The following is a 23,352-nucleotide window of genomic DNA, read 5'->3' on the forward strand; positions in this document are numbered from 1 at the left end:
AGATTATGAAGAAAAAGGTGTTTACCATACTGATGTCTGCGGTTTTGGCATTTTCTTTGGGGGCATGCGGATCAGATGATCAAAAAGGTGAAGAGGGAAACGAAAAAACGGAAGCAAAGGAATCAAAGGAATCTGAAAGCAAACCGGTGGAGCTCAGTATCATGGCATGGGATGGGGGAACCGGTGAAGCAACAGAAGTTGTGCTCCATGATATCATTGATGATTTCAATAAGGAGCATGAAGGTAAGATCAAAGTTGTACCGGAATATTTGCCCAGTGAGCAGACAAAGACAAAGCTTCCGACTTTGATGGCTGCCAATAATGCACCTGATCTGTTCATGTCATGGTCAGCCGGCTATCTTGAACCGTATGTAAAGGCAGGAAAAGTATATTCACTCCAGGAGGCACTTGACAGCGACCCGGAATGGAAGAACCAGTTTCTGGAGAGTGTAATGGAACATGTCACATATGATGGGGAAATATATGCCATCCCAACAGTATTGTCCACACAGGTGGCTTACTATAACAAGGAAATCTACGATAAGTTTAATCTGCCCATTCCTAAGACGCATGAGGAATTTATAGAAGGGCTGAAGACGATACGTGATTCAGGTGAAGATATTATACCAATGGCTTTTGGGAACAGCACAGCCTGGCCTTCCGCGTCACACAGTGAGATATTGGCAAACAGAATAGGCGGTAATGAGCCTTTTGATAAGGTTCTGGACGGCAGCGGTAAATGGACAGACGAATCTTTTGTAAAGGCAGCATCCCTATTACAGGAAATGGCCGACGAAAAGCTGGTTCCGGATGGATATGCGGGTATGACCCCTGAGGAAGCAGTGGAGCAGTTTAAATCAGGTAAGGCAGCTTCTTTTATCTGGTCCAGTTATTGTATCAGTAATTTTGAGGCGGATGATTCTGCAGTAAAGGACAAGGTCGTACTTGCAAAATGTCCTACAGTGGAAGGCGGAAAAGGAGATGAAAATAACTGGCTTGGACAGGCTGACAGGTGCCTGGTTGTAAGTGAGCGCTGTGAGAATAAGGATGCGGCAGTTGAATTCATCAAATTTTATACACAGACAAAATATATGCAGAAGATGGCAGACGCAGGTACTCTTACAACCATCAATGCAGAGAAGCTGGATTTGAGCAACGTGGGCCCGATTGCCTCACAGATTATGAAACTGCACTCTGATATGACGGGATTGTTTGTATTCTATGATGTGGCACTTGGTTCCGTAGTGGGTAATGAATACAACAACACAGTACAGGGAATTATGGCTGGTAATGATCCACAGGAAGCGTTTGAGAATTTCCAGCAGTTCTTTGACGAGAATTATGAGAAATAAAATCTGTGCAGGAGGCTGTCATGTCAAAGCGGCAGGGCAGCCTCTTAGATAAAAAGGAGGGGGATTGATGGAAAAACTCAGAAAAAATAAAGGGACAATATGCCTCTTCATACTGCCGGCTCTGTTCTGCTACCTTATGATCGCAACATTTCCCCTGCTATGTTCAGCAGTTCTCAGTTTTGCGGACTGGGATGTGGCAGGCTTAAACGGCTTTATAGGATTTAAAAACTATATACAGCTTTTTACAACAGATAAAATATTCCAGGACGCAGTCATACATACATTGACAGCTACGGTATTGTGTCTGCTGATACAGGTTCCCTGTTCGATCTTACTGGCGTATCTGCTTACAAAGATCAGAAGAGGGAGGAACTTTTTTAAAGTGGCTTTTTTTGTTCCGAATATGATCTCTACAGCGGCAATCGGCATTCTGTGGATTTTTATACTGCATCCTGAGTTCGGTCTTATCAATTCTATTCTCAGATTTGTGGGGCTGGATTCTTTTACACACGTCTGGCTGGGAGAGTCGGGAACAGCACTGGTATGCGTCATCATTGCTGCCAGCTGGCAGTATATTGGTTATCATATGATCATTTATCTCTGCGCCATGCAGAATATTTCTTCCTCTGTGCTGGAGTCAGCAGAAATTGACGGGGCTACATCCTGGCAGGCATTCTGTAAAATTACATTTCCATTAATCGTACCTATACTTAAAATTGATACGGTTCTGGTAGCTACAGGGTCTCTTAGAATATTCGATATTGTTTTTGTCATGACCGGAGGGGGACCAAATCATGCTTCAGAGGTTATCGCATCTCATATGTATACAAGATCCTTTAAGGGGATGCAGTTCGGATATGGAAGTGCGATGTCAGTAGTTCTGATGATAATGTGTGTGCTGGTAACCGTAATACTGAATGGAGTGTTTAAGCGTTCAGAGGAAAATATAGAATAGAGTTGGAGAGAGGGTGAACGTATGAGAAAGGTGTCAAATGTTTTTAAATATGTGGTTCTGACAGGAGTTACCCTTATTTTTATATTTCCGCTGATTTGGGTGTTCTATAATTCATTCAAGACAAACAGTGAGCTGTTTGAGAATCCCTGGGCACTGCCGGGCAGTATTAATTTTGAAAATTATATATATGCATGGAAACAGGCGAATATCGGACAGTATTTTATGAATTCTATTATTGTATGCGTGTCAGCTCTTTTTCTATGCCTGCTGCTGAGTACAACAGCGGCATTTGCGCTTACCAGGCTGAAATGGAAATTGTCCAATACTGCCATGATGGTCTTTTTAGTTGGGATGATGATACCGATACATTCTACTTTGATTCCGCTTTTTTTAATGTTTTCAAAGGCGGGTATCATTAATTCACATTTGTCTTTGATCATTCCTTATACAACAAGCGGAATGCCCATAGCAATTTTTATCATGACTGGATTTTTAAAGAGCTTTCCAACGGAGATAGAAGAATCCGCAATCATAGACGGGGCGAGCATGAGAACCTTATTTCTGCGCATAACGATTCCCATAGCAAAGCCGTCCATCGCTACGGTTGCTATTTATACATTTGTTTCCATGTGGAATGAACTGAATTATGCCCTGGTATTCCTCAATGACCAGAGTAAAATGACACTTCCGATTGGACTGAATTCATTTAAGGGACAGTATTCCACAAATTATGTTGCCATGTTTGCGGCTGTGGCAATCACAGTTTTGCCGAGTATCATAATATTTTCTATTTTTAATAAGCAGGTGATAGAAGGAATGACTTCAGGAGCCGTGAAGGGATGAAAAGGAGGGAGAAAATGAATCCTTTATTTAATATGGATCTGCCTGTAGAAGAGCGGGCAGCAGAGACGATTAAGCAGATGACCCTGGAAGAGAAGGTTTCACAGCTTGTATATAAAAGCGCAGCTATTGAGCGTCTGGGTATTCCGGCGTATCATTGGTGGAATGAATGTCTGCATGGTGTGGCCCGGTGCGGCACTGCAACGGTGTTTCCTCAGGCCATTGGATTGGCGGCAATGTTTGATGCAGAGTTCCTGAAGAGGGTGGCAGAAGCGATTTCAGACGAGATAAGAGGAAAATATAACGCATATCAGAGTATTGGGGATAATTCTATTTACAAAGGCATCACGGAATATGCTCCTAATATTAATATTTTCAGGGACCCAAGGTGGGGAAGAGGACAGGAGACATACGGGGAAGATCCATTCCTTACGGCTGAACTTGGAATCGCATTTATACGGGGAATACAGGGAGAGGATGAAAAGTACCGCAAGGCGGATGCAAATGTAAAACATTATGTTGTGCACAGCGGGCCGGATGAACTGAGACATGAAATAGATGTAAAAATAGATGTAAAAATAGATGAGAAGCAGTTCAGGGAAACATATCTGTATGCATTTGCAAGATGTATCAGAGAGGCAGATGTGGCATGTGTGATGGGCGCATATAACAGGGTAAACGGGGCACCATGCTCAGGCAGTACATATCTGCTGAAGGATATATTGAGGGATGAGCTGGGATTTAAGGGATATGTAGTGTCAGACAGTTTTGCTATTGATGATTTTCATCTGCACCATAAGATAACTGCAACACCGGTTGAATCGGCTGCTATGGCATTTAATCATGGGTGTGACCAAAACGGAGGAACTACCTTTTTATTTTTGACAGAAGCTGTTGATCAGGGGCTTGTAAAAGAGGAAGATATTGACATATCTGTTCAGCGGCTGTTGGAGGAGAGAATCCGTCTGGGAATGTTCGATTCTGCAGAGGCTGTTCCTTTTAATAAAATCAGTGATGACGTAGTGGACTGTGCAGAGTTTCGGAGGCTTGCCAAAGAGGCAGCGGAAAAATCTGCGGTTCTTCTAAAAAACAAAGAAAAGATACTTCCGTTGGAAAATAAATATAAAACAATTGCAGTCATTGGACCGAATGCTGATTCCAGAGATGTGTTATTGGGAAACTATTCAGGTACACCATCTAAGTATACAACATTGTTAAGAGGAATGCAGGAGGAGGCTGAAAAACGCGGGGTTGATATTATTTATGCCGAGGGATGTGATCTTTACAAAAAAGAGTACAGGACTCTGTGTGAGACGGATTTGATTCCGGAAGCGGTGCTTGCGGCAAGAAGAAGTGATATTTCGGTGCTTTGTCTTGGGCTGTCTCCTGTACTGGAAGGAGAAGAGGGGGAGGAAGGTGCTGTCCAGTGTGACAGGGAGCATCTTGGACTTCCGGGCAGACAGGCTGAATTAGTCAGGGCTGTTGCAGGGGAGGGAAAACCTGTGATTCTTGTTCTGTGCAATGGAAGTCCGCTCAGTATACCAAAAGAGGAGACATTGGCAGATGCTGTGCTGGAAGTATGGTATCCCGGTGAGGAGGGCGGAAGCGCTGTTGCGGATATTTTGTTCGGAAATTATAATCCGTCGGGCCGCCTGCCGGTAACCGTAGTAAAAAGTGCAGAGGATCTGCCGCCTTTTGAAAGTTATGACATGAAGGGCCGTACATACAGATTTTCGGAAAAGGAACCTATGTATCCATTTGGATATGGACTGAGTTACACAGAATTTTCATATAGACCGGTTGATATTCCGCAAAAGATTTCTGTGGGTCAGGATATTTATTTTGAAACAGTTGTCAAAAACACAGGTATGCGTTCCGGTGAAACTGTGGTGCAGGTCTATATACATGATGAAGAGGCAAGTGTGGAAGTACCGAAGCGGCAGTTAGTATTCTTTAAAAGAGTTATGCTGGAAAGCGGCGAGGAAAAGAGTGTTCCGATCTGCATCAGGGCCAGAGATCTGGCAGTCATACGGAAAAATGGAACGTGTGTGCTGGAGCCAGGGGTATTTGATGTTTATATTGGAGGAAGTCAGCCGGATGAGGTCAGCAGAAGACTTACAGATGACAATATATGGGAAGGCAAGGTTGAGATGACCGGGCAGGAAACGGAAATACCTTATTAAAAAAATATTGCATTCAGAGGGAGGTTTGTAAGGTGTATTTGGACGAAATATTCGGATTAAAGGGAAAAGTAGCTGTTGTGACAGGCGGAAGCCGGGGAATTGGCCAGGTTGTGGCAGAAGGGCTGGCCAGAGCAGGAGCAGAGGTCGTCATATTATCCAGAAGTCAGGCGGACGAGACGCTTCAGAAGATTTCTGACGCAGGAGGCTGCGGGTATTTTATCAAAACAGATGTCACTGTGGAGGAAAGTGTAAAGCAGGCATTTCAGGTGATTATGGAGCGGTCCGGTTCCGTAGATATCGTTTTCAATAATGCCGGGGTCTGTCTGCACAAAGATACCCTGGAGGCAACTGTAGAAGAATTCAGACAGGTTGTGGATGTAAATCTCACAGGGGAATATATTGTTGCAAGGGCAGCAGGAAAAATCATGATAGAAAATGACATACACGGCAGCATTATAAATATGGCTTCTATGTCAGGCAGTATCGTGAATATCCCTCAGTGGCAGTGTTCCTATAATGCATCCAAGGCAGCGGTGATCCATATGACCCGTTCCCTGGCGGTGGAGTGGGCAGACCATCATATAAGGGTCAACAGCCTGAGTCCCGGTTATATAGCAACCCCCATGTCGGTTGACACGCCAAAAGAACTAAAGGATGCCTGGATGCCTCTGATTCCCATGCACAGAATGGGAAAACCTGAAGAGCTTGTCCCGGCTGTCTTATACCTGGCCGGTAATGCTTCCGGTTATACATCCGGCAGTGATGTGGTTGTGGATGGTGCATATACGTGTGTATAAATATATAGAAGCTAATAAAAAACTCCCGGTAAGCAGATTTTGCTTTTCGGGAGTTTTCTATGAAATCTTTTCGTAACTGTTCAGTCAGGTCTGCACATTTAATTCAACCGACTGAATCTTTATATCTGTTTTTATAATACTTTCTTCAAGTTGTAGTCATCATCCACCAGCAGAATATCCGCCTCTTTTCCGGGCGTAAGGGAACCAACCCTGTCATATACCCCAATGCTCTTAGCCGGGTTTCTTGTGGCAGCGAAGATGGCGTCTGCCTCGGGAATGCCGAATTCCATGGCAATCTTCATGCAGTCGAACAGGTTGGTGGCGGAGCCTGCAATGGTTCCGTTGGCCAGTGTTGCTTTCCTGTTGTTCATGGTGACTTCCTGTCCGCCAAGTTCGTATGTGCCGTTATCCATACCGGTTGCCATCATGGAATCACTGATAAGAATAACTCTTTCGCTGCCAAACATGCGGAAAGTATTTCTCACAACACTCGGATGGATATGAATACCATCGCAGATCAGCTCTACCATGCAGTTCTCAGCGTCTGCGGCAGCTCCTACAACACCCGGGTCGCGGTGGGCGAAGGGCGGCATGGCGTTGAACAGATGTGTTACGTGGTTCGCGCCTTTTTTCATTGCAGCCAGTGCGGTATCATAGCCGGCCATGGTGTGGCCGATGGATATTTTAACTTCATCTTTCAGTTCTTCTATAAATTCATCGGCGCCTTCCATATTCGGTGCAAGTGTCACAAGTTTTATGAGACGGCCGCTTTTTTCGTTGCATTCACGGAAAAATCCGATATCGGGTTTGCGGATATGCCGTTCCACATGTGCTCCTTTTTTATCCGGGTCAATGAACGGTCCCTCCATGTTGATTCCCACGATCCTTGCCTGATCCTTGTCATCTCCGGCTTTTACAGCGGTAGCGAAGATATCCAGGAGCTGCTCCTTGGGCAGTGTCATGGAGGTGGGGCAGTAGGAAGTCACACCGTGGGATCTCTCATAGCGCAGGATCGTTTTAAGTCCCTCCACGTCCGCATCTGAGAAATCGTGTCCGAATGCTCCGTGGCTGTGAACATCTACAGCGCCGGGAAGCACTTTCATGCCCTGGGCGTCAATCTCTGCAGTATCTGTCACTTCTTCTATAGAAGAGACGATTTTTCCGTTCTCTACATACAGATCTTTTTTTTCAAAGGTACCGTTTTCCTGAAATACGAATCCATTTTTAATAATCATCTGGTTTCACTCCTTTTCTGTTTTTACTCTATCACATGATACCTTCCCTGTCCTTGTATTTTTTTGCATTTCTTTGGGAAAATATGTGATGTTAGCCAATTTCCATGCTTCTATTATAATTCCCATTACAAGTTAATTCAATGTATGGAGGCTAAACTGAAAGAACTTTCATAAAACGTCAATATCAATAAAAATTGAGGGTTTTATACCGCTGAAATTTGTGCAAGTTGATATTTGATATGAAAGGTTTTTCTGAATCGTAAAAAATATTGAAAAAAATTTCATAAATGCTATACTGAAATCAAAGCGAAGGCAGCAATTCAGAAGCCGAGATGCGGAAAGGAGAGAGTTATGAATCAGCGTTTAGAGAAGCTTAAGGGACATTTGATCGTATCCTGCCAGGCACTCCCTCATGAACCCCTGCATTCTTCTTTTATCATGGGAAGAATGGCCAGAGCAGCAAAAGAAGGCGGGGCCATGGGAATTCGTGCAAACACAAAGGAGGATATAGCAGAAATCCAGAAGAATGTGGATCTTCCTGTTATCGGAATCGTGAAACGGGACTATGATGACAGCAAAGTTTATATCACACCTACCATGAAGGAAGTTGATGAATTGATGGAGGTAAAGCCGGAGATCATTGCCATTGACGCCACAAAAGATCTGAGGCCGGGAAATGTTACTTTGGATGAATTTTATGCGGAGATCAGAAAGAAGTATCCTGAGCAGCTTCTGATGGCAGACTGCTCCACCGTGGAGGAAGCGCTTCACGCAGACGAGCTTGGATTTGACTTCATTGGTACGACACTGGTTGGCTACACAGAGCACAGCAAAGGTGACCGGATAGAGGAGAATGATTTTGAGATCATCCGCACAATTTTGAGCAAAGTAAAACATCATGTGATCGCAGAAGGCAACATCAACACACCGGAAAAGGCAAAACGTGTGATTGAACTGGGATGTTACAGCGTGGTAGTAGGTTCTATCATTACACGTCCCCAACTGATCACAAAATCCTTTACAGATGTGATGGCAACCCTGGAAAAGTAAATTTAAGAGGAAGATGAAAGGAGTCACAGCAATGAGTAAATTAGATAAGTACAGAGGAATTATCCCGGCATTTTATGCATGTTATGATGAGGAAGGCAATGTGAGCGGAGAGCGTGTACAGGCCCTCACACAGCATTTTATTGACAAAGGCGTAAAGGGTGTCTATGTCAACGGTTCTTCAGGAGAGTGTATCTACCAGAGCGTTGAGGAGAGAAAGCTTATCATTGAAAACGTAATGGCAGTTGCAAAGGGAAAACTGACAGTTATCAACCATGTGGCATGTAATAACACAAAGGACAGTGTGGAGCTTGCAAAACACTCAGAGAGTGTTGGCGTAGATGCAATCGCGTCCATTCCTCCTATCTACTTCCGTCTGCCGGAATACTCCATTGCAGCTTACTGGAATGCAATCAGTGAAGCGGCACCAAACACAGATTTTGTTATCTACAATATTCCGCAGCTTGCAGGTACAGCTCTGACTATGAGCCTGTTTGCTGAGATGATGAAGAACCCGAGAGTTATTGCTGTAAAGAACTCTTCCATGCCTACACAGGATATCCAGATGTTCAAATCAGCAGGTCTGGCTGCAAAAGATGACTTCGTTGTATTCAACGGTCCGGATGAGCAGTTCGTAGCAGGACGTGCGATCGGCGCTGACGGCGGTATCGGCGGAACCTATGGTGTTATGCCGGAGCTGTTCCTGAAACTGAATGACCTGGTAGAAGCAGGAGAAAAGAAGAAAGCCTGCGAATTACAGTATGCCATCAATGAGATCATCTACAAAATGTGCTCAAGCCGTGCAAATATGTATGCGGTAGCAAAAGAAATCCTGCGCACAAACGACAACGTGAATATCGGTGGTGTCCGTGAGCCGCTGGAAAACCTTCAGGAAGCAGACAAAGCGATCGCGCATGAGGCTGCTGAGATGGTAAAAGCTGCGAAGGAAAGATACCTGGCATAACTATACGATATTAAAGGGAAAAGTAGAAATACAGAACGAAGAGATTAGAGGGAGGTAACAGATGCAAGGTTTTACTTATATTGATTTGGCTATTTTGATCGTTTACCTGGCAGCCGTTTTATTTGCCGGTCTTCATTTTGCTAAAAAGGAAATGAAGGGAAAAGAATACTTTAAGAGTGACGGAACTGTACCGTGGTGGGTTACATCCGTATCTATTTTCGCAACACTGCTGAGTCCTATTTCATTCCTGTCACTGGCAGGCAACTCATATGCGGGAACATGGATCATGTGGTTTGCACAGTTAGGTATGCTGCTGGCAATTCCGCTTACGATCAAATTTTTCCTGCCTATTTACAGCAAGCTGGATATTGATACGGCTTATCATTATCTGGAGCTGCGCTTTAACAGCAAAGGGCTGCGTGTCCTGGGCGCGGTCATGTTCATCATTTATCAGGTTGGCCGTATGTCCATCATCATGTATCTGCCATGTATGGTATTATCCAGCCTCATGGGAATCAACGTAAATATCCTGATCATCATCATGGGTATCATAGCAATTATTTACTCCTACACAGGCGGTCTGAAATCCGTACTCTGGACAGACTTTATCCAGGGGTCCGTACTTCTGGTTGGTGTAACCTTTGGTTTGATCTTCCTGATCGCCCATCTGGACGGCGGTATCGGAGCTATCTTCCATGAAATGTCAGCAGGACATAAGTTCCTGGCAGTTGACCAGCCGATCTTCAATGCAAACATTTTAAAAGACAGTGTGTTCCTGATGATCGTAGGTGCCGGATTCAATACCATGGGCTCCTATGTATCCAGCCAGGATATTGTACAGCGTTTTACAACAACTACAGATACAAAGAAACTGAACAAGATGATGCTGACAAACGGTGGTCTGTCTATCTTCATTGCAACTGTATTCTACCTGATCGGTACCGGTTTATATGTATTCTATCAGGTACAGGGCAACCAGCTTCCTCCGGCAGCACAGCAGGACCAGATCTTCGCATCCTGGATCGCATTTGAGCTTCCTGTTGGTATTACCGGTCTGCTTCTGGCAGCTATCTATGCAGCAGCGCAGTCCACATTGTCCACCGGACTGAACTCCGTGGCATCAAGCTGGACTCTGGATATCCAGGCACGTCTCTCCAAAAAAGAGCTGAGCTTTGAGAAACAGACCAAGATCGGACAGTATGTATCCCTTCTGGTAGGTATTTTCTCTATCGTAGTTGCCATGGTTCTGGCTAACGGCGGTGTAAAATCCGCTTACGAATGGTTTAACGGATTCATGGGTCTGGTACTTGGTATCCTGATCGGTACATTCATTCTGGGCGCATTTACAAAAGTTGCAAATACAACCGGTGCAGTGTGCGCATTTATCGCTGCATCCGCAGTTATGGTTGGTATTAAATATGTGATTCCGGTAGTAGCTCCTGAAGTAACAATTTCTATCTGGTCCTACTCCATTATCTCTATCGTAGTATCCCTGGTTGTGGGTCTGCCGGCAAGTATTATTTCCAGAAAGGTAAAAGGAGATACTTCCGTACCTGCACAGTATACGACGATTTACAAAAACTGATCGTAACGTTTGTTCTGCGGTAACGATTCAGCGGGGTTTCATATTTACTCCGCTGAACAGTTACATTCTGCGGTGATCATAAGGAGGCAGTAATATGGTATTTGGTAATATCAGGGATTTAAAGGATTATTCCTGGCTGGAAGAGGAAGTGCTGAAATGCTTCAAATATGCGCAGGAGCATGACCTGATGGCATATGAGAAGGGCAGCCACGAAATTGACGGGGATGATTTGTTTGTGAATATTGTGGAGTATGAGACAACAACGCCCCAAAATCGTTTCTGGGAGGCGCACAGACAGTATCTGGATCTGCATTTTATGCTGAGGGGTCCGGAACAGATCGATGTAAATTTTATTGACAATATGGAGCAGAAAGAATTTGTGGAGAAAGATGATTTTCTTCCGCTGGAAGGTGAACCGAACAGCCATGTGGTCCTGACAGAAGGTGATTTTCTTCTCTGCTATCCGAAAGATGCTCACAGGACAGCAGTTGCCGTTGACGGTCCGGTTGTCATTAAGAAAGCTATATTTAAGATAAAAATCAAATAATCCATGATTCTTTAAAGACTGTGGGGCAGAACTCATGGTACAATATAGGGAACTGTAAAGGCCGCGGGTATGTGACATTACAGTTCCCTTTTGTCACGTTTTTGTGCCGCAGGGAATGCGGCTGAGAGAATAATGATAAGGAGCATGCATATGAAGCAATATATTTGTATAGATATTGGCGGTACTTCTATAAAGTATGGTATAATACAGGAAGATGCGGCATTTCTTGTGACTGGCGAGATGCCGACAGAGGCTATGCAGTATGGCGGACCGGGAATTATGAAAAAGGCAGTGAAGATTATTGAAGATTATCTGGTGGATTACAGTCCTGCAGGAATCTGTATCTCCACAGCCGGCATGGTGGACTGCGAAGAGGGCAGAATTACACATTCCGCCCCGCTGATTCCGGAATATACGGGAACAGAGATCAAAAAGACACTGGAAGAAAAGTTCCATCTCCCCTGTGAAGTGGAAAATGATGTGAACTGCGCCGGGCTTGCGGAAAATTTTGCAGGCGCTTCCAGGGGCAGTAAGATCAGCCTGTGCCTTACCATCGGAACAGGGATCGGCGGTGCGATTGTGATGGATGACCAGGTATTCCACGGATTTTCCGGCAGCGGATGTGAGATTGGATATATGCACCTTCCCGGAGGTGAGTTCCAGGATATGGGCGCAAGCAGCATCCTGGTGAAAAAGACGGCGGAATACAAGAATCTGAACCCTGACAGCATTGACGGCAGGTATGTGTTTGAACATGCGAAACAGGGGGATGCAGACTGTATCCGTGCCATTGATGAGATGGTGGATGTACTGGGGATGGGTATTGCAAATATCTGTTATGTTATCAACCCTGAGGTTGTGGTTCTGGGTGGTGGAATCATGGCCCAGAAGGAATATCTGTATGACAGGATAAGAAACAGCCTGGATAAGTATTTGATACCGTCAGTGGCGTCTCATACCAGACTGGCATTTGCGGAAAATAAAAATCAGGCCGGAATGCTCGGGGCATTTTATCATTTCCGCGGAAGACATTCTTAGACAGGTCAGCCTGCCGCATGGACAGATAGAATGGAGGTGCTCGTATGGAGCAGTATGAAAAAAACATCATTCCTCATATAGAATCAATTTATAACAGCTTTACACCTCTGGAGAAGACAATCGCTGATTTTTTTATCAACAACACAGAGAAGATAGATCTGTCATCCAAGAGTGTATCAAGCCGTCTGTACGTGTCGGAGGCGTCCCTGTCCCGGTTTGCAAAGAAATGTGGCTATAAAGGATATCGGGAATTTTTGTTCTGTTATGAACAGGGGACTGTGCGGAATTATCCCGTGAGTAATGACCAGACAAAAATGGTACTGAACACTTACCAGGAGCTTTTGAACAAGAGCTATTCCCTGGTAAATGAAGAACAGATGAAGCGTATTGTCAATGTATTATCCGAAAAGAAACGGGTATATGTATATGGTAAGGGAAGTTCCGGTCTGGTGGGAACGGAAATGAAAATACGTTTTATGCGTATCGGTGTCAATGTGGAGGCAGTGACGGATACACATATCATGAAGATCAACTCCGTACTGCTGGATGAGGAATGCGCGGTCATTGGAATCAGCGTCAGCGGCAGAACAGAAGAGGTAATGACCTCTCTGAAGGCAGCTAAAGAAAGAGGCGCGACCACGATTCTCATGACGTCAAGGAAAGATAAGACGTTTTTGGGTTACTGCGATGAGATTCTGCTGTTTGCCGTGAAGGAGAACCTGGAAAAAGGAAAGGCCATTTCCCCACAGTTTCCCATTTTGGTTATGGTGGATATACTGTTCTCACATATACTGGAGTCTGATAAGTTCAGGAGGGAAGCGATACATGAGTATACGCTGAATGCGTTGGATGCCAGATGATGGGATAGGCGAATGGTTAATTCGGTAGTGTTTAACAAAATCTTTTTGGTATTGAATGAGAGAATTTGGTAATGATGCTGATGCAAAGTGTTTTATTGCAAATAGTATTGACATTTCTTAAAAAATAGAATATGATTGAGATGAATAAAATATGTAGTCCAAGAAATGCACAAAAGAACCCCCACGGAGTGTCGGTCCGTAGGGGTTCGCTTTGGTTAGCTGTCTTTTTTATTTCGGTCTAACTATTTAGTCCATCCATGCACCTCCTTCCTGCTGGAAAGGGTCGACAGCATATTCATTATAGGACATATAATAGGCAATATCAGCATAAAAAGTACACAAAAATAATATTCAGAAGTATTCTACAAAAACCGGCTTTTATTACAGCCGGAATTTTTATAAATTTATTCTTGACAAAAATAGTTAAGTATTGTATAGTTATATCAGTAACAATTATTGTTATTGAAAGGAGGGTGCGATGGCAACATTGAAGTACAGCCGTCAGCGGGAATCCATCCGTGAGTTCGTGATGAACAGCAGGGAGCATCCTACGGCCGATACTGTATATGCAGGGATCAAAGCCGAGTTTCCGAATATCAGTCTCGGAACGGTATACCGAAATCTGTCTCTGTTGGTTGACCTGGGTGAGATCGCCAAGATCACAACAGGGGACGGACCGGACAGATTCGACTGTAATACAAAACCTCATAGTCATTTTATATGCACCCAGTGTCACAACATCACAGACATAGAGGCAAGCGAATTTGACTGTATGAAGGAAAAAGTGGCCGAGAGTTTTGACGGAAAAATAACAGGTCATATGACTACTTTTTACGGAATTTGTAAAGAATGTCTGGAAGCAAAAAAAATTAAAAAAACTAGTTGACAAAAATTGTCAAGTATGTTACATTAAAACAGTAATCATTACTGTTATCAAAAAGAGAAACCATTAAATAACAAAATATTATAATCAAAAAGGAGAATGAGTATTATGAAAAAATTTGTATGTAGTGTATGTGGATATGTTTATGAAGGCGATGCAGCTCCGGAAAAATGTCCGGTATGTGGCGTAGGTGCTGATAAATTTACAGAGCAGGCAGGCGAGATGAGCTGGGCAGCAGAGCACGTTGTAGGTGTAGCTCAGGGTGTAAGCGAAGACATCATTGCTGATTTAAGAGCTAACTTTGAAGGCGAGTGCTCAGAGGTTGGTATGTACCTGGCTATGGCAAGAGTTGCTCACAGAGAAGGATATCCGGAAATCGGTTTATACTGGGAAAAAGCTGCTTACGAAGAAGCAGAGCATGCTGCTAAATTCGCAGAGTTATTAGGTGAAGTTGTAACAGACAGCACAAAGAAAAACCTGGAAATGCGTGTTGCTGCAGAGAATGGTGCAACAGCAGGTAAGTTTGACCTGGCAAAACGTGCGAAAGCTGCTAACCTGGATGCTATCCATGATACAGTACATGAGATGGCCAGAGACGAAGCTCGTCACGGAAAAGCATTTGAAGGTCTGTTAAAGAGATACTTCGGTTAATTCAAATATTATTTTGCAGAGCCGGCAGACGTCCGGTTCTGCAAAAAAGATAAACAGTCGCTTGTTTGCAGAATTTTATGGAGGGTTTTAATATGTCAAAGTACGCAGGAACAAAAACAGAGAAAAACTTATGGGACGCATTTGCCGGTGAATCACAGGCAAGAAATAAATATACATATTACGCATCTGCAGCAAAAAAAGCCGGTTATGAGCAGTTAGCTGCTTTATATCTGGAGACAGCAGACCAGGAAAAAGAACACGCAAAGATGTGGTTCAAAGAGATTCATGGTATCCATGATATTGCCCAGAACCTGGAAGATGCAGCAGCAGGTGAAAACTTTGAATGGACAGATATGTATGCACGTATGGCTCAGGAAGCCAGAGAAGAAGGATTTGAAGATCTGGCAGAGAAATTTGAGGGCGTTGCAAAAGTGGAAGCTGCGCACGAGAGACGTTACAAAAAACTTCTTGAAAGCTATAAGGCAGACAAGACATTCAAGGGAGATGCTCCTTTAGGATGGAAGTGCAGAAACTGCGGTTACGTACATGAAGCAGAGGAGGCTCCGGAAATCTGTCCGGTATGCGCTCATCCTAAGGCATACTTTGAAAGAAAAGTTGAAAATTATTAATCCTCACTTAATGAATTCATATTGCTATAGCGGGAGGCCTGTATGGGCCTCTTGTTTTTTGTATGAAGAAATATTACTCTTTATTGTTATTGGAAGCCCTCTGGTGTAAGATGGAGATATAACATTCTGCTTTGCTGTACAAAGCAGACCGAGTAAAAGGAGAAGGAATTATGAAGCATTATCCACATTTATTCAGCCCCGTGAAAATAGGGCCGCTGACATTAAAAAACAGAATATGTGTATCTCCGATGACGATCACAGGCAGAGGAGAGGAAAAGGGGTATTTTGCACAGGACAACATTGATTTTTATACCACACTGGCAAGAGGCGGTGCGGCTCTCCTTACCATTGGGGAGACAGGGGTTCATTCGCGTACGGATGCATGTCATCCGCGAATGGCTCATCTGGATGACCCCGGCCTGCTTCCGTCCCTGACAAGGCTGGTTGACAGTGTGCATCAGTATGACACCTTTGTATCCATAGAGCTTGTACATTCCGGAAGAAGAGCACATCCGGCCTATCTGCCTGAAAACGGGGAAGTATGGGGGCCTTCACCCTCTGTCAACCATTATGGCGCAGAGGTAAAAGAGATGACAGAGGATATGATGAATGAAATTGCGGACGCCTACGCAGAGGCAGCTTTCATGGCAAAATTCGCAGGTGTTGATATGGTAATGGTACACGGGGGACACGGCTGGCTCCTTGACCAATTCCTTTCTCCGCTTAATAATAAGAGGACAGACAAATACGGCGGAAGCCTGGAAAACCGTGCCCGTTTTCCCATTATGGTTCTGGACAGGGTGAGGGAGCGGTGCGGAAGGAATTTTCCGATAGAATACCGTATTTCTGGTTCAGAGCTGATTGAAGGGGGACTGGAAGAGGAGGAAATGGCTGTCTTTGCCCATATGATCGAGGATAAGGTGGATTCCTTCCATGTATCAGTGGGAAGCTTTCATGATCCCGCTACTATGGTACGCATGTTCCCCGGCCCGTTTTTCCCAAATGGTGTGAATATACCGTATGCGGCAGCTATAAAAAAAGCAGTCAGTGTTCCGGTCACCGGTATTGGCGGATTGTCAGATCCTGAGTATATGGAAAAACTGCTGGAGGAGGGACAGGTGGATATGGTTGCCATGGGACGCCAGATGATAGCAGATCCATTCCTTCCTAAAAAGGCAATGAAGGGGAAAAGCTGTGAAATAGCCCATTGTATCCGCTGTATGCGCTGCAACAGCGGGGCACTTATACCTTATGTACCCTATCCGAATGGAGTGGTCTACTGTTCTGTAAATCCTGTCATGGGAAGGCTTCGTGAGATTGCCAGGGAAAATTCTTTCGAAAATGAAAAGAAAAAAATATTAATAGCAGGCGGGGGACCGGCAGGAATGCAGGCGGCACTTGGCGGACTGGAAAGGGGCCACAGTGTTGTCTTATGTGAGTCCAGTGATTCCCTTGGGAAGACCCTCAGCTATTCCGAACATATTGAATTCAAGCATGATATCCGCATGTTCAGGGATTCCCTTATCAGCCGCGTACAGAACAGTCAGGCTGAGATCCGTATGAACACGGCAGTGACACCTGAACTTATCCGGGAGTTGGAGCCTGACCTGGTTATAAGTGCTGTGGGCGGTGAACCATTCATTCCGCCGATCGAGGGTATTGATCATGGAAATGTTATATTTGCCGCATCCATGCATAAGCTGGGAGCTGTTCCGGGAAATAATACGGTTATTATCGGCGGGGGACTTATGGGATGTGAGGAGGCTATCGCCCTTGCGCAGGATGGAAAGAATGTGACTATTGTGGAGATGACGGATGTTATCGCAGGGGAAGCTGATGGCGGGCTGAAACAGATGATTGATGAAAAGATAGCACTTTACAGGATACCTGTCCTGACGGGACACTCCTGTGTGAGGATCACAGACGAAGGGGCAGCAGTAAAAAATAAAGACGGGGAGGAAACCATGCTCAAAGCAGATACTGTCCTCATTGCAGCAGGTGTGCGTCCAAAGGATATGGAGACAAACAGGCTGCGGGAAACCTGCTATGACCTGGGAATAGAGTTTATAGCAGTGGGAGACTGCAGAAAGACAGGAAGGATTCGGGAGGCTACATCCAGCGGTTATTTTGCAGGAAGAAACGCATAGAGAGAAAAATTCATATCAGTAATGCATGTGAAAGGAGCAGAATATTATGTCTATGGATAAACTGCGCACATACTATTTTGGGCTGTATGGGGAGAACGGGATCACCCAGTTTTTCTTTGACCAGCTCATGGAAATTATGGAGAAGGCCAGGGCAGGCAGAAGCACTGCGCTGAAAAAGCAGGATAAAAAGGGGAATGACTGGTATCTTTCAGAGAAAATGGTGGGAATGATGCTGTATCTGGACAAGTTCTCAGACAATCTGTCCAGCTTTGAAAAGAGGATCGATTATCTGGCAGACCTGGGTGTGACTTATGTGCATTTTATGCCGCTCCTGCAGTCCAGAGAGGGCCAGAATGACGGTGGATACGCAGTGTCCGATTATCTGAACGTGGATAAGAAATTCGGCACCACAGAGCAGTTTGAACACGTGGTTGACAGACTGAAGAAAAAGGGAATCCGCACCTGTATTGATTTTGTGCTGAACCACACGGCTAAGGAACATGAGTGGGCCTTGAAATCCAGGAAGAACGAGCCGGGATACGAAGATATGTATTATATGTTCGACAATTACGGCATTCCTTCCGAGTATGAGAAGACATTGACGGAAATCTTCCCTTCCGTTGCACCTAAGAATTTTACCTACTACGAGGATATCGGAAAGTTTGTCATGACACGTTTCTATGAATTCCAGTGGGATCTGAACTATAAGAACCCCAACGTGTTCAACCGTATCGCTGAGGTGCTTTTGACACTTGCCAACAAAGGGATTGACATTTTCAGGCTGGATGCCATCCCTTATATGTGGAAGGAGCTGGGAACCTCATCCATGAACCTGCCCCAGGTGCACACGCTTCTGAAAATGTATGAGATGATCATAGAGGAGGTATGCCCTTCTGTTGTCTTTTTGGGGGAAGCTATCGTAGAGCCTCATGAGATTGTAAAATACTTCGGCACACCTGAGGAGAAGGAATGCCATATCATGTACAATGCGTCTCTTATGGTGCTTCTGTGGAACTCGCTTGCAACCAGGGATGTGCGGCTGATGCAGCGTTCCATGTCTATTGATTACGGTACGCCAAAGGATGGGGTGTGGATCAATTATGCAAGATGCCATGATGACATCGGATGGGGATTTGAGAAGGATATCATCAGGGATCTGGGGATGGACCCCGAGGCTCATAAGCAGTTTATCATTCAATTCATGGAAGGAAAATTCCCCGGCAGCTTTGCAAAGGGGGAGCTCTATGAGTTCAATCCTGAGACGCTGGACGCGAGAAACAGCGGCACAATGGCATCCCTGTGCGGTCTTGAGGAGGCTATTTTGAAGAAAGACCGCTATAAGCTGGAGCTGGCGGTCAAGAGGATCCTGCTTTTAAACAGTGTGATCATTTCTTATACCGGAATCCCTCTTCTGTACAGCGGTGATGAGATCGGAACCCTGAACTGGTGGGATTACAAGAAGGATGAGACCATTGCCCATGATTCCCGCTGGCTGCACCGGGCACCCATGGACTGGGAGAAAGCAGGGAACAGACATGATATGGGCACTGTGGAGGGAATCCTTTTCAGCAGTATCAGGGAAATGATCCGGGTGCGGAAGGAAAATCCCATATTCGCCTCCAATATATCTTCCATTCCCATTGATACAGGGAATAAAGCAGTGTTTGCGTTCCACAGGGAGGATAAAATGCTGGTCCTTGCCAATTTCAGCGAGGAGAGACAGGTGGTAAACTGCAATGCTGTAAATTGGTTCGGGCTTCCCTGGGAACTGCACGATCTGATTCAGGGAAAAACAGTCCCTCTGTGGGATAATATTGTACTTGGGCCGTATGAATATTTATGGCTTGCATAAATTCAGTGCTGGAGTCCGGTTTTATACCGGGCTCCTTTTGTACTTTTAGAAAAAATTTATAAAAAAGGGTTGCAATATGCGTAGATGAGTAGTAGTATAATAAATATCAAAACGTAGTAATTAAAACTACATATAACATTTAAGAATACCAAATGCAGGTGAAGTACATACTATATGTATAATTAAAGTGAGGAGTGATGTTATGAAACTGAAGATCAAAGAACCGGGCAGCGCAATTACACATTTTATCGGATGGCTGATGGCAGTGCTGGCAGCGGCTCCGCTGCTGATCAGGTCAGCCAGGGAACCGGACAGCATCCATATAATCGCAATGAGTGTTTTTATGCTGAGCATGATCCTGTTATATGCGGCGAGTACTATTTACCACACCGTTGATTCCACGGAAAAGGTAAACCGGCGTCTGCGCAAGATGGATCACATGATGATTTTTATTCTCATAGCAGGAAGTTATACGCCGATCTGTCTGATCGTGCTTCACGGCAGGACGGGGACGATCCTTTGTACAGCAGTGTGGCTGGTAGCGATTGTGGGAATTCTGATCAAAGCCTGCTGGATCACCTGTCCCAAGTGGTTTTCTTCTGTTATCTATATTGCAATGGGCTGGCTCTGTGTGTTCGCCTTTGTACCCATTGTCCGGGCGCTGTCACCGGCGGGTTTCGGATGGCTTCTGGCAGGCGGCATTATATATACAGTGGGAGGTATCATTTATGCGCTGAAGCTTCCGATCTTCAATGCAAACCATAAGAATTTCGGTTCCCACGAGATATTTCATCTGTTTGTTATGGGCGGAAGTTTATGTCACTTTATTGTCATGTATTTCTTTGTTCTTCCCATGTCGGTATAAAAAAACAGGGTGTGTGAAATTTCGGATTTCATACACCCTGTTTTTTTATTCCCTGCCGCAGCAGTATTTTATAAGGATTTCCTGCAGTTTTTTCACATCTACAGGTTTTGAGAGATGGTCATTCATACCGCAGGAAAGTGCCCGTTCCATGTCCTCCCGGAATGCGTTCGCTGTGATGGCGATAATGGGAACTGAGGCGGCATCTTCCCTGGGAAGGCTCCGGATGGCTTTTGTGGCCTCATACCCGTCCATTTTGGGCATCTGGATATCCATGAGAATGGCATCAAAGGTACCTGACGGGGAGGAGGAGAACATATCCACTGCCTCGGCACCGTCACGGGCAGGGCTGGATTCTATCCCCATGATCTCAAGGAACTGTTCCGTAATTTCCAGATTCAGTTCATTGTCCTCTGTGACAAGGACACGTTTTCCCTGCAGAAGAGCAGCTGAATCTTTGGGCTCCTCTTGACTTTCTGATTCGGCAGAAGATTCCTCCTTTATATCAGGCTCCTCAGGGAAGGGAAGAATGATGCGGAAAACAGAACCTTTCCCCTTTTGACTGTCTACATCTATGGTTCCGTGCATTAAATCTACCAGACCTTTGATCACGGACAGGCCAAGACCCGTTCCGCTTATCTGCATTTTGTCCGCCTCCACTGAGCGGGAGAAGGGCTGGAACATGGTTTTCATGAATTCCTTGGTCATACCAATGCCGTTATCCCTGCATTCAAACAGGTAGAGAATCTCACCTTTTCCATTGGGGGCCTTTTCTTCTGCAGTGAGGGTGATCCGGCCGCCTTCAGGTGTAAATTTAATGGCATTTACGATCACATTGGATAATATCTGTTTCAGCTTGACGCAGTCGCCGATAAGTGTTCTGTCCGGGATAGAGGCTCCGTTAATGTCCATACGGATATTTCTGGATTCTGCCTGTATGCTGAGCATGGCATGCAGTTCTTCCAAAATGGTGGACATATGGAAGCTTTCCGGGGAAAGTGTCTCTCTGCCGCTTTCTATCCGTGACATGTCAAGAACGGAGTTGATCAGGGAAAGAAGCTGGCTGCAGGATATTCTGGCTTTTTCCAGGTATTCTTTATTCTTTTGTGCAGATTCCTCGTTCTGCATCAGGGTGAGCATTCCTGATATGCCGTTTAAGGGTGTACGCATCTCATGTGATACATTTGACAGAAATCTGGTCTTAGCCTCAGTCGCAACATTGGCGCGTTCCAGGGCACGGCTGAGCTCCTTCTCACTGCGTTCTCTTTCAGCCAGTGTCTCCTGCATGCTTTTCTGCCGTACGCGGGATATTAAAACAACCGCGATACAGGACAGGATAAATACGATCACAGCCAGAAGGGCTGCAGATATGGAGATCACATGCTTTTTAAAGAAAGCGGTTAAGGTGACAGACGCATTTGTCTGTTCTGTGATCATGCGCTGGTAAACCGTATCATCAATTTCCGAAGCATTCATATTCAGCACTGCTTTTTCCAGTATGGTGAGCAGGTTTGTATCAGCGGATGCCGGGGCGGCCAGAGTCATGGTGGTGAGTTTCAGGTCAGTGGGGGTTATGGAGAGGTTCGGGTAGCTGCTCTCCATAAGAAGATACTGGGCAGCAAAATTATCCAGTATGGTTTCAGTGGCACGTCCTTCTGACACATACTCCAGACATTCTACGGCGCTGCTGCAGTACAATACCTTTTCATAATCATCCAGCAGGGCATCCATTTCAGGAAGATTCTGTTCATACTGGGGAAGGACAAGTACAGGCTTGTTGGAAGATGGATTGGCAGTGACACGCATCTGTTCCGGTGTATTATAGGGAAAGAGCTGCAGTTCACTGTAGGTGTCTTCACTGCCGGGATGGGTGATCATAAGGGGAAGAAAATCTGCCTTTTTTTCTTTTACCATTTCAATGGCCTGATCCAGGGTGTCCGTAACGATATAATTGACGGAAATGCCGATCTCACTGCAGAAATATTGGGCAATATCAGCGTCCAGACAGCTATAGTTCCCATTGACACCCAGCTTGTCTGAGGCCCCGTATGATGTTTTCGGAAGAACAGCCGTCAGGGTTCCCTTTTCTCTCAGATATGTCTTCTCTTCAGCGGTAAAGGCATTTGCCAGGCTGTCATTGCCTTTCATATATTTGTTTTCCAGTTGGTCCATATAGTCCTGGGACATGGCATGCATGGTGTACAGGGCAGCATTGAGCTCACGCAGTATTTCCGGTTTGTCCTTGGATACGACCGTGTAATAGGGAGAGTCGGCAAAACGTGTGACAATCCGCATATCCGATCCACGGGCTGCACTGCCGATCAGGATCATATCCGTCTCTCCGTTTTTCAGGGCGTTAAAGTAATCGAGGTGGGATTCATATACCTTTATATCCAGATGAATCTGATTGCTGTCGCAGAAGTCCTCCAGAACCTTTTCTTTACCGTTTTTTTCCTGTGTACTGCTGATCGCCACGGTTTTATTGTCAAGGGAGGTCAAATCCCCTGAGGTAATGTCTATATTGTCATTCTGTACCACCAGACAGGTGTAGTCAAAGCCGCTGGATAATGAGGGGTAATCCGCGTACTCATCCATACCCTCTGAATATCCGGTAGAACCCATAATATCAATATCCCCGTTAAGAAAACTGTCGAACAGCGTTTCCATATCATCCACTACATATTGGATGTCCCATCCGGCGCATTTTCCCAGATTTTCAAAATATTCGTACATCATGCCGCCAAGACTTCCGTCTTCATTGACAACATAGAGACGATTGTCTGCCAGATTGGGAAAGGCTACCGTGACTTTTCGCGGTTCTCTGGCATAAACGGGTACGGATATGGATAAAAGCATGATAATGCTCAGCATCAAGGCAAAAAGTCTTTTCATCGTATGCCTCCCATTTTATTTTTTGGTGAGATA

The 23,352-nt window shown here is 45.0% G+C and carries 19 protein-coding genes; 17 read left to right on the forward strand and 2 right to left on the reverse strand.

Annotated features, from left to right (window positions below):
• The first annotated feature begins 5 nt into the window (after positions 1-5).
• From MUB35_RS13990 to MUB35_RS14010, 5 genes are all read left to right on the forward strand, one after another.
• A complete protein-coding gene (locus tag MUB35_RS13990) occupies positions 6-1,352 on the forward strand; it encodes an ABC transporter substrate-binding protein (RefSeq protein WP_052099502.1) in 1,347 nt (448 codons plus the stop codon).
• A gap of 67 nt (positions 1,353-1,419) precedes the next feature.
• A complete protein-coding gene (locus tag MUB35_RS13995; RefSeq protein ID WP_054351540.1) occupies positions 1,420-2,307 on the forward strand; it encodes a carbohydrate ABC transporter permease in 888 nt (295 codons plus the stop codon).
• 21 nt (positions 2,308-2,328) lie between these two features.
• On the forward strand, positions 2,329-3,150 hold the full coding sequence (locus tag MUB35_RS14000) for a carbohydrate ABC transporter permease (RefSeq protein ID WP_033141639.1): 822 nt from the start codon (positions 2,329-2,331) through the stop codon (positions 3,148-3,150).
• A 14-nt stretch (positions 3,151-3,164) separates the two neighbouring features.
• Positions 3,165-5,330: a glycoside hydrolase family 3 C-terminal domain-containing protein gene (locus tag MUB35_RS14005; protein WP_186971101.1), complete on the forward strand. Its 2,166-nt coding sequence runs from the start codon at positions 3,165-3,167 to the stop codon at positions 5,328-5,330.
• Positions 5,331-5,362: 32 nt separating this feature from the next.
• Positions 5,363-6,127, forward strand: a complete 765-nt coding sequence (locus MUB35_RS14010; protein ID WP_033141640.1) for an SDR family oxidoreductase — start codon at positions 5,363-5,365, stop codon at positions 6,125-6,127.
• A gap of 131 nt (positions 6,128-6,258) precedes the next feature.
• On the opposite strand, the gene nagA is transcribed toward MUB35_RS14010, so the two are convergent.
• Complete coding sequence (nagA, locus tag MUB35_RS14015; RefSeq protein WP_033141641.1) at positions 6,259-7,362, reverse strand: N-acetylglucosamine-6-phosphate deacetylase; 1,104 nt, start codon at positions 7,360-7,362, stop codon at positions 6,259-6,261.
• Positions 7,363-7,713: 351 nt separating this feature from the next.
• Between nagA and MUB35_RS14020 the strand changes: the two genes are divergently transcribed.
• The 12 genes from MUB35_RS14020 (at position 7,714) to trhA (ending at position 20,430) form a co-directional block, all read left to right on the forward strand.
• Positions 7,714-8,412 (forward strand): N-acetylmannosamine-6-phosphate 2-epimerase, encoded by a 699-nt coding sequence (locus MUB35_RS14020; protein ID WP_033141642.1) that lies wholly within the window; start codon positions 7,714-7,716, stop codon positions 8,410-8,412.
• Positions 8,413-8,443: 31 nt separating this feature from the next.
• A complete protein-coding gene (locus MUB35_RS14025) occupies positions 8,444-9,373 on the forward strand; it encodes a dihydrodipicolinate synthase family protein (RefSeq protein ID WP_033141643.1) in 930 nt (309 codons plus the stop codon).
• A gap of 61 nt (positions 9,374-9,434) precedes the next feature.
• Positions 9,435-10,958, forward strand: a complete 1,524-nt coding sequence (locus MUB35_RS14030; protein ID WP_033141644.1) for a sodium:solute symporter — start codon at positions 9,435-9,437, stop codon at positions 10,956-10,958.
• A gap of 94 nt (positions 10,959-11,052) precedes the next feature.
• Positions 11,053-11,505 carry a YhcH/YjgK/YiaL family protein gene (locus MUB35_RS14035; protein ID WP_054351541.1) on the forward strand — a complete coding sequence of 151 codons (453 nt, stop codon included), beginning with the start codon at positions 11,053-11,055 and terminating at the stop codon, positions 11,503-11,505.
• 150 nt (positions 11,506-11,655) lie between these two features.
• A complete protein-coding gene (locus MUB35_RS14040) occupies positions 11,656-12,543 on the forward strand; it encodes an ROK family protein (protein WP_033141646.1) in 888 nt (295 codons plus the stop codon).
• 44 nt (positions 12,544-12,587) lie between these two features.
• Entirely contained in the window at positions 12,588-13,403 is an 816-nt protein-coding gene (locus MUB35_RS14045; protein WP_033141647.1) for a MurR/RpiR family transcriptional regulator, read from the forward strand.
• Positions 13,404-13,881: 478 nt separating this feature from the next.
• Complete coding sequence (locus MUB35_RS14050; protein WP_054351542.1) at positions 13,882-14,289, forward strand: Fur family transcriptional regulator; 408 nt, start codon at positions 13,882-13,884, stop codon at positions 14,287-14,289.
• Between the two features lie 105 nt (positions 14,290-14,394).
• A complete protein-coding gene (locus tag MUB35_RS14055) occupies positions 14,395-14,937 on the forward strand; it encodes an NADH peroxidase (RefSeq protein WP_033141649.1) in 543 nt (180 codons plus the stop codon).
• A 92-nt stretch (positions 14,938-15,029) separates the two neighbouring features.
• A complete protein-coding gene (gene rbr, locus MUB35_RS14060) occupies positions 15,030-15,566 on the forward strand; it encodes a rubrerythrin (RefSeq protein WP_054351543.1) in 537 nt (178 codons plus the stop codon).
• 170 nt (positions 15,567-15,736) lie between these two features.
• Positions 15,737-17,713 (forward strand): oxidoreductase, encoded by a 1,977-nt coding sequence (locus tag MUB35_RS14065; protein ID WP_186971100.1) that lies wholly within the window; start codon positions 15,737-15,739, stop codon positions 17,711-17,713.
• Between the two features lie 46 nt (positions 17,714-17,759).
• A complete protein-coding gene (locus tag MUB35_RS14070) occupies positions 17,760-19,565 on the forward strand; it encodes an amylosucrase (RefSeq protein WP_148391776.1) in 1,806 nt (601 codons plus the stop codon).
• A 202-nt stretch (positions 19,566-19,767) separates the two neighbouring features.
• Positions 19,768-20,430 (forward strand): PAQR family membrane homeostasis protein TrhA, encoded by a 663-nt coding sequence (gene trhA / locus MUB35_RS14075; protein WP_033141666.1) that lies wholly within the window; start codon positions 19,768-19,770, stop codon positions 20,428-20,430.
• Between the two features lie 45 nt (positions 20,431-20,475).
• On the opposite strand, the gene MUB35_RS14080 is transcribed toward trhA, so the two are convergent.
• Positions 20,476-23,319: an ATP-binding protein gene (locus MUB35_RS14080; protein WP_148391777.1), complete on the reverse strand. Its 2,844-nt coding sequence runs from the start codon at positions 23,317-23,319 to the stop codon at positions 20,476-20,478.
• Positions 23,320-23,352: the final 33 nt, after the last annotated feature.

It is taken from the genome of Blautia sp. NSJ-175 (assembly GCF_022867815.1).
In the GTDB taxonomy this organism is placed as follows: Bacteria; Bacillota; Clostridia; order Lachnospirales; family Lachnospiraceae; genus Blautia; species Blautia celeris.

What these genes read in the sequence shown, in the direction of transcription:
- MUB35_RS13990 (WP_052099502.1), top strand. Translation starts at nt 6, where the DNA reads ATGAAGAAAAAGGTGTTTACCATACTGATGTCTGCGGTTTTGGCATTT.
- MUB35_RS13995 (WP_054351540.1), top strand. Translation starts at nt 1,420, where the DNA reads ATGGAAAAACTCAGAAAAAATAAAGGGACAATATGCCTCTTCATACTG.
- MUB35_RS14000 (WP_033141639.1), top strand. Translation starts at nt 2,329, where the DNA reads ATGAGAAAGGTGTCAAATGTTTTTAAATATGTGGTTCTGACAGGAGTT.
- MUB35_RS14005 (WP_186971101.1), top strand. Translation starts at nt 3,165, where the DNA reads ATGAATCCTTTATTTAATATGGATCTGCCTGTAGAAGAGCGGGCAGCA.
- nagA (WP_033141641.1), bottom strand. Translation starts at nt 7,362, where the DNA reads ATGATTATTAAAAATGGATTCGTATTTCAGGAAAACGGTACCTTTGAA.
- MUB35_RS14020 (WP_033141642.1), top strand. Translation starts at nt 7,714, where the DNA reads ATGAATCAGCGTTTAGAGAAGCTTAAGGGACATTTGATCGTATCCTGC.
- MUB35_RS14025 (WP_033141643.1), top strand. Translation starts at nt 8,444, where the DNA reads ATGAGTAAATTAGATAAGTACAGAGGAATTATCCCGGCATTTTATGCA.
- MUB35_RS14030 (WP_033141644.1), top strand. Translation starts at nt 9,435, where the DNA reads ATGCAAGGTTTTACTTATATTGATTTGGCTATTTTGATCGTTTACCTG.
- MUB35_RS14035 (WP_054351541.1), top strand. Translation starts at nt 11,053, where the DNA reads ATGGTATTTGGTAATATCAGGGATTTAAAGGATTATTCCTGGCTGGAA.
- MUB35_RS14040 (WP_033141646.1), top strand. Translation starts at nt 11,656, where the DNA reads ATGAAGCAATATATTTGTATAGATATTGGCGGTACTTCTATAAAGTAT.
- MUB35_RS14045 (WP_033141647.1), top strand. Translation starts at nt 12,588, where the DNA reads ATGGAGCAGTATGAAAAAAACATCATTCCTCATATAGAATCAATTTAT.
- MUB35_RS14050 (WP_054351542.1), top strand. Translation starts at nt 13,882, where the DNA reads ATGGCAACATTGAAGTACAGCCGTCAGCGGGAATCCATCCGTGAGTTC.
- MUB35_RS14055 (WP_033141649.1), top strand. Translation starts at nt 14,395, where the DNA reads ATGAAAAAATTTGTATGTAGTGTATGTGGATATGTTTATGAAGGCGAT.
- rbr (WP_054351543.1), top strand. Translation starts at nt 15,030, where the DNA reads ATGTCAAAGTACGCAGGAACAAAAACAGAGAAAAACTTATGGGACGCA.
- MUB35_RS14065 (WP_186971100.1), top strand. Translation starts at nt 15,737, where the DNA reads ATGAAGCATTATCCACATTTATTCAGCCCCGTGAAAATAGGGCCGCTG.
- MUB35_RS14070 (WP_148391776.1), top strand. Translation starts at nt 17,760, where the DNA reads ATGTCTATGGATAAACTGCGCACATACTATTTTGGGCTGTATGGGGAG.
- trhA (WP_033141666.1), top strand. Translation starts at nt 19,768, where the DNA reads ATGAAACTGAAGATCAAAGAACCGGGCAGCGCAATTACACATTTTATC.
- MUB35_RS14080 (WP_148391777.1), bottom strand. Translation starts at nt 23,319, where the DNA reads ATGAAAAGACTTTTTGCCTTGATGCTGAGCATTATCATGCTTTTATCC.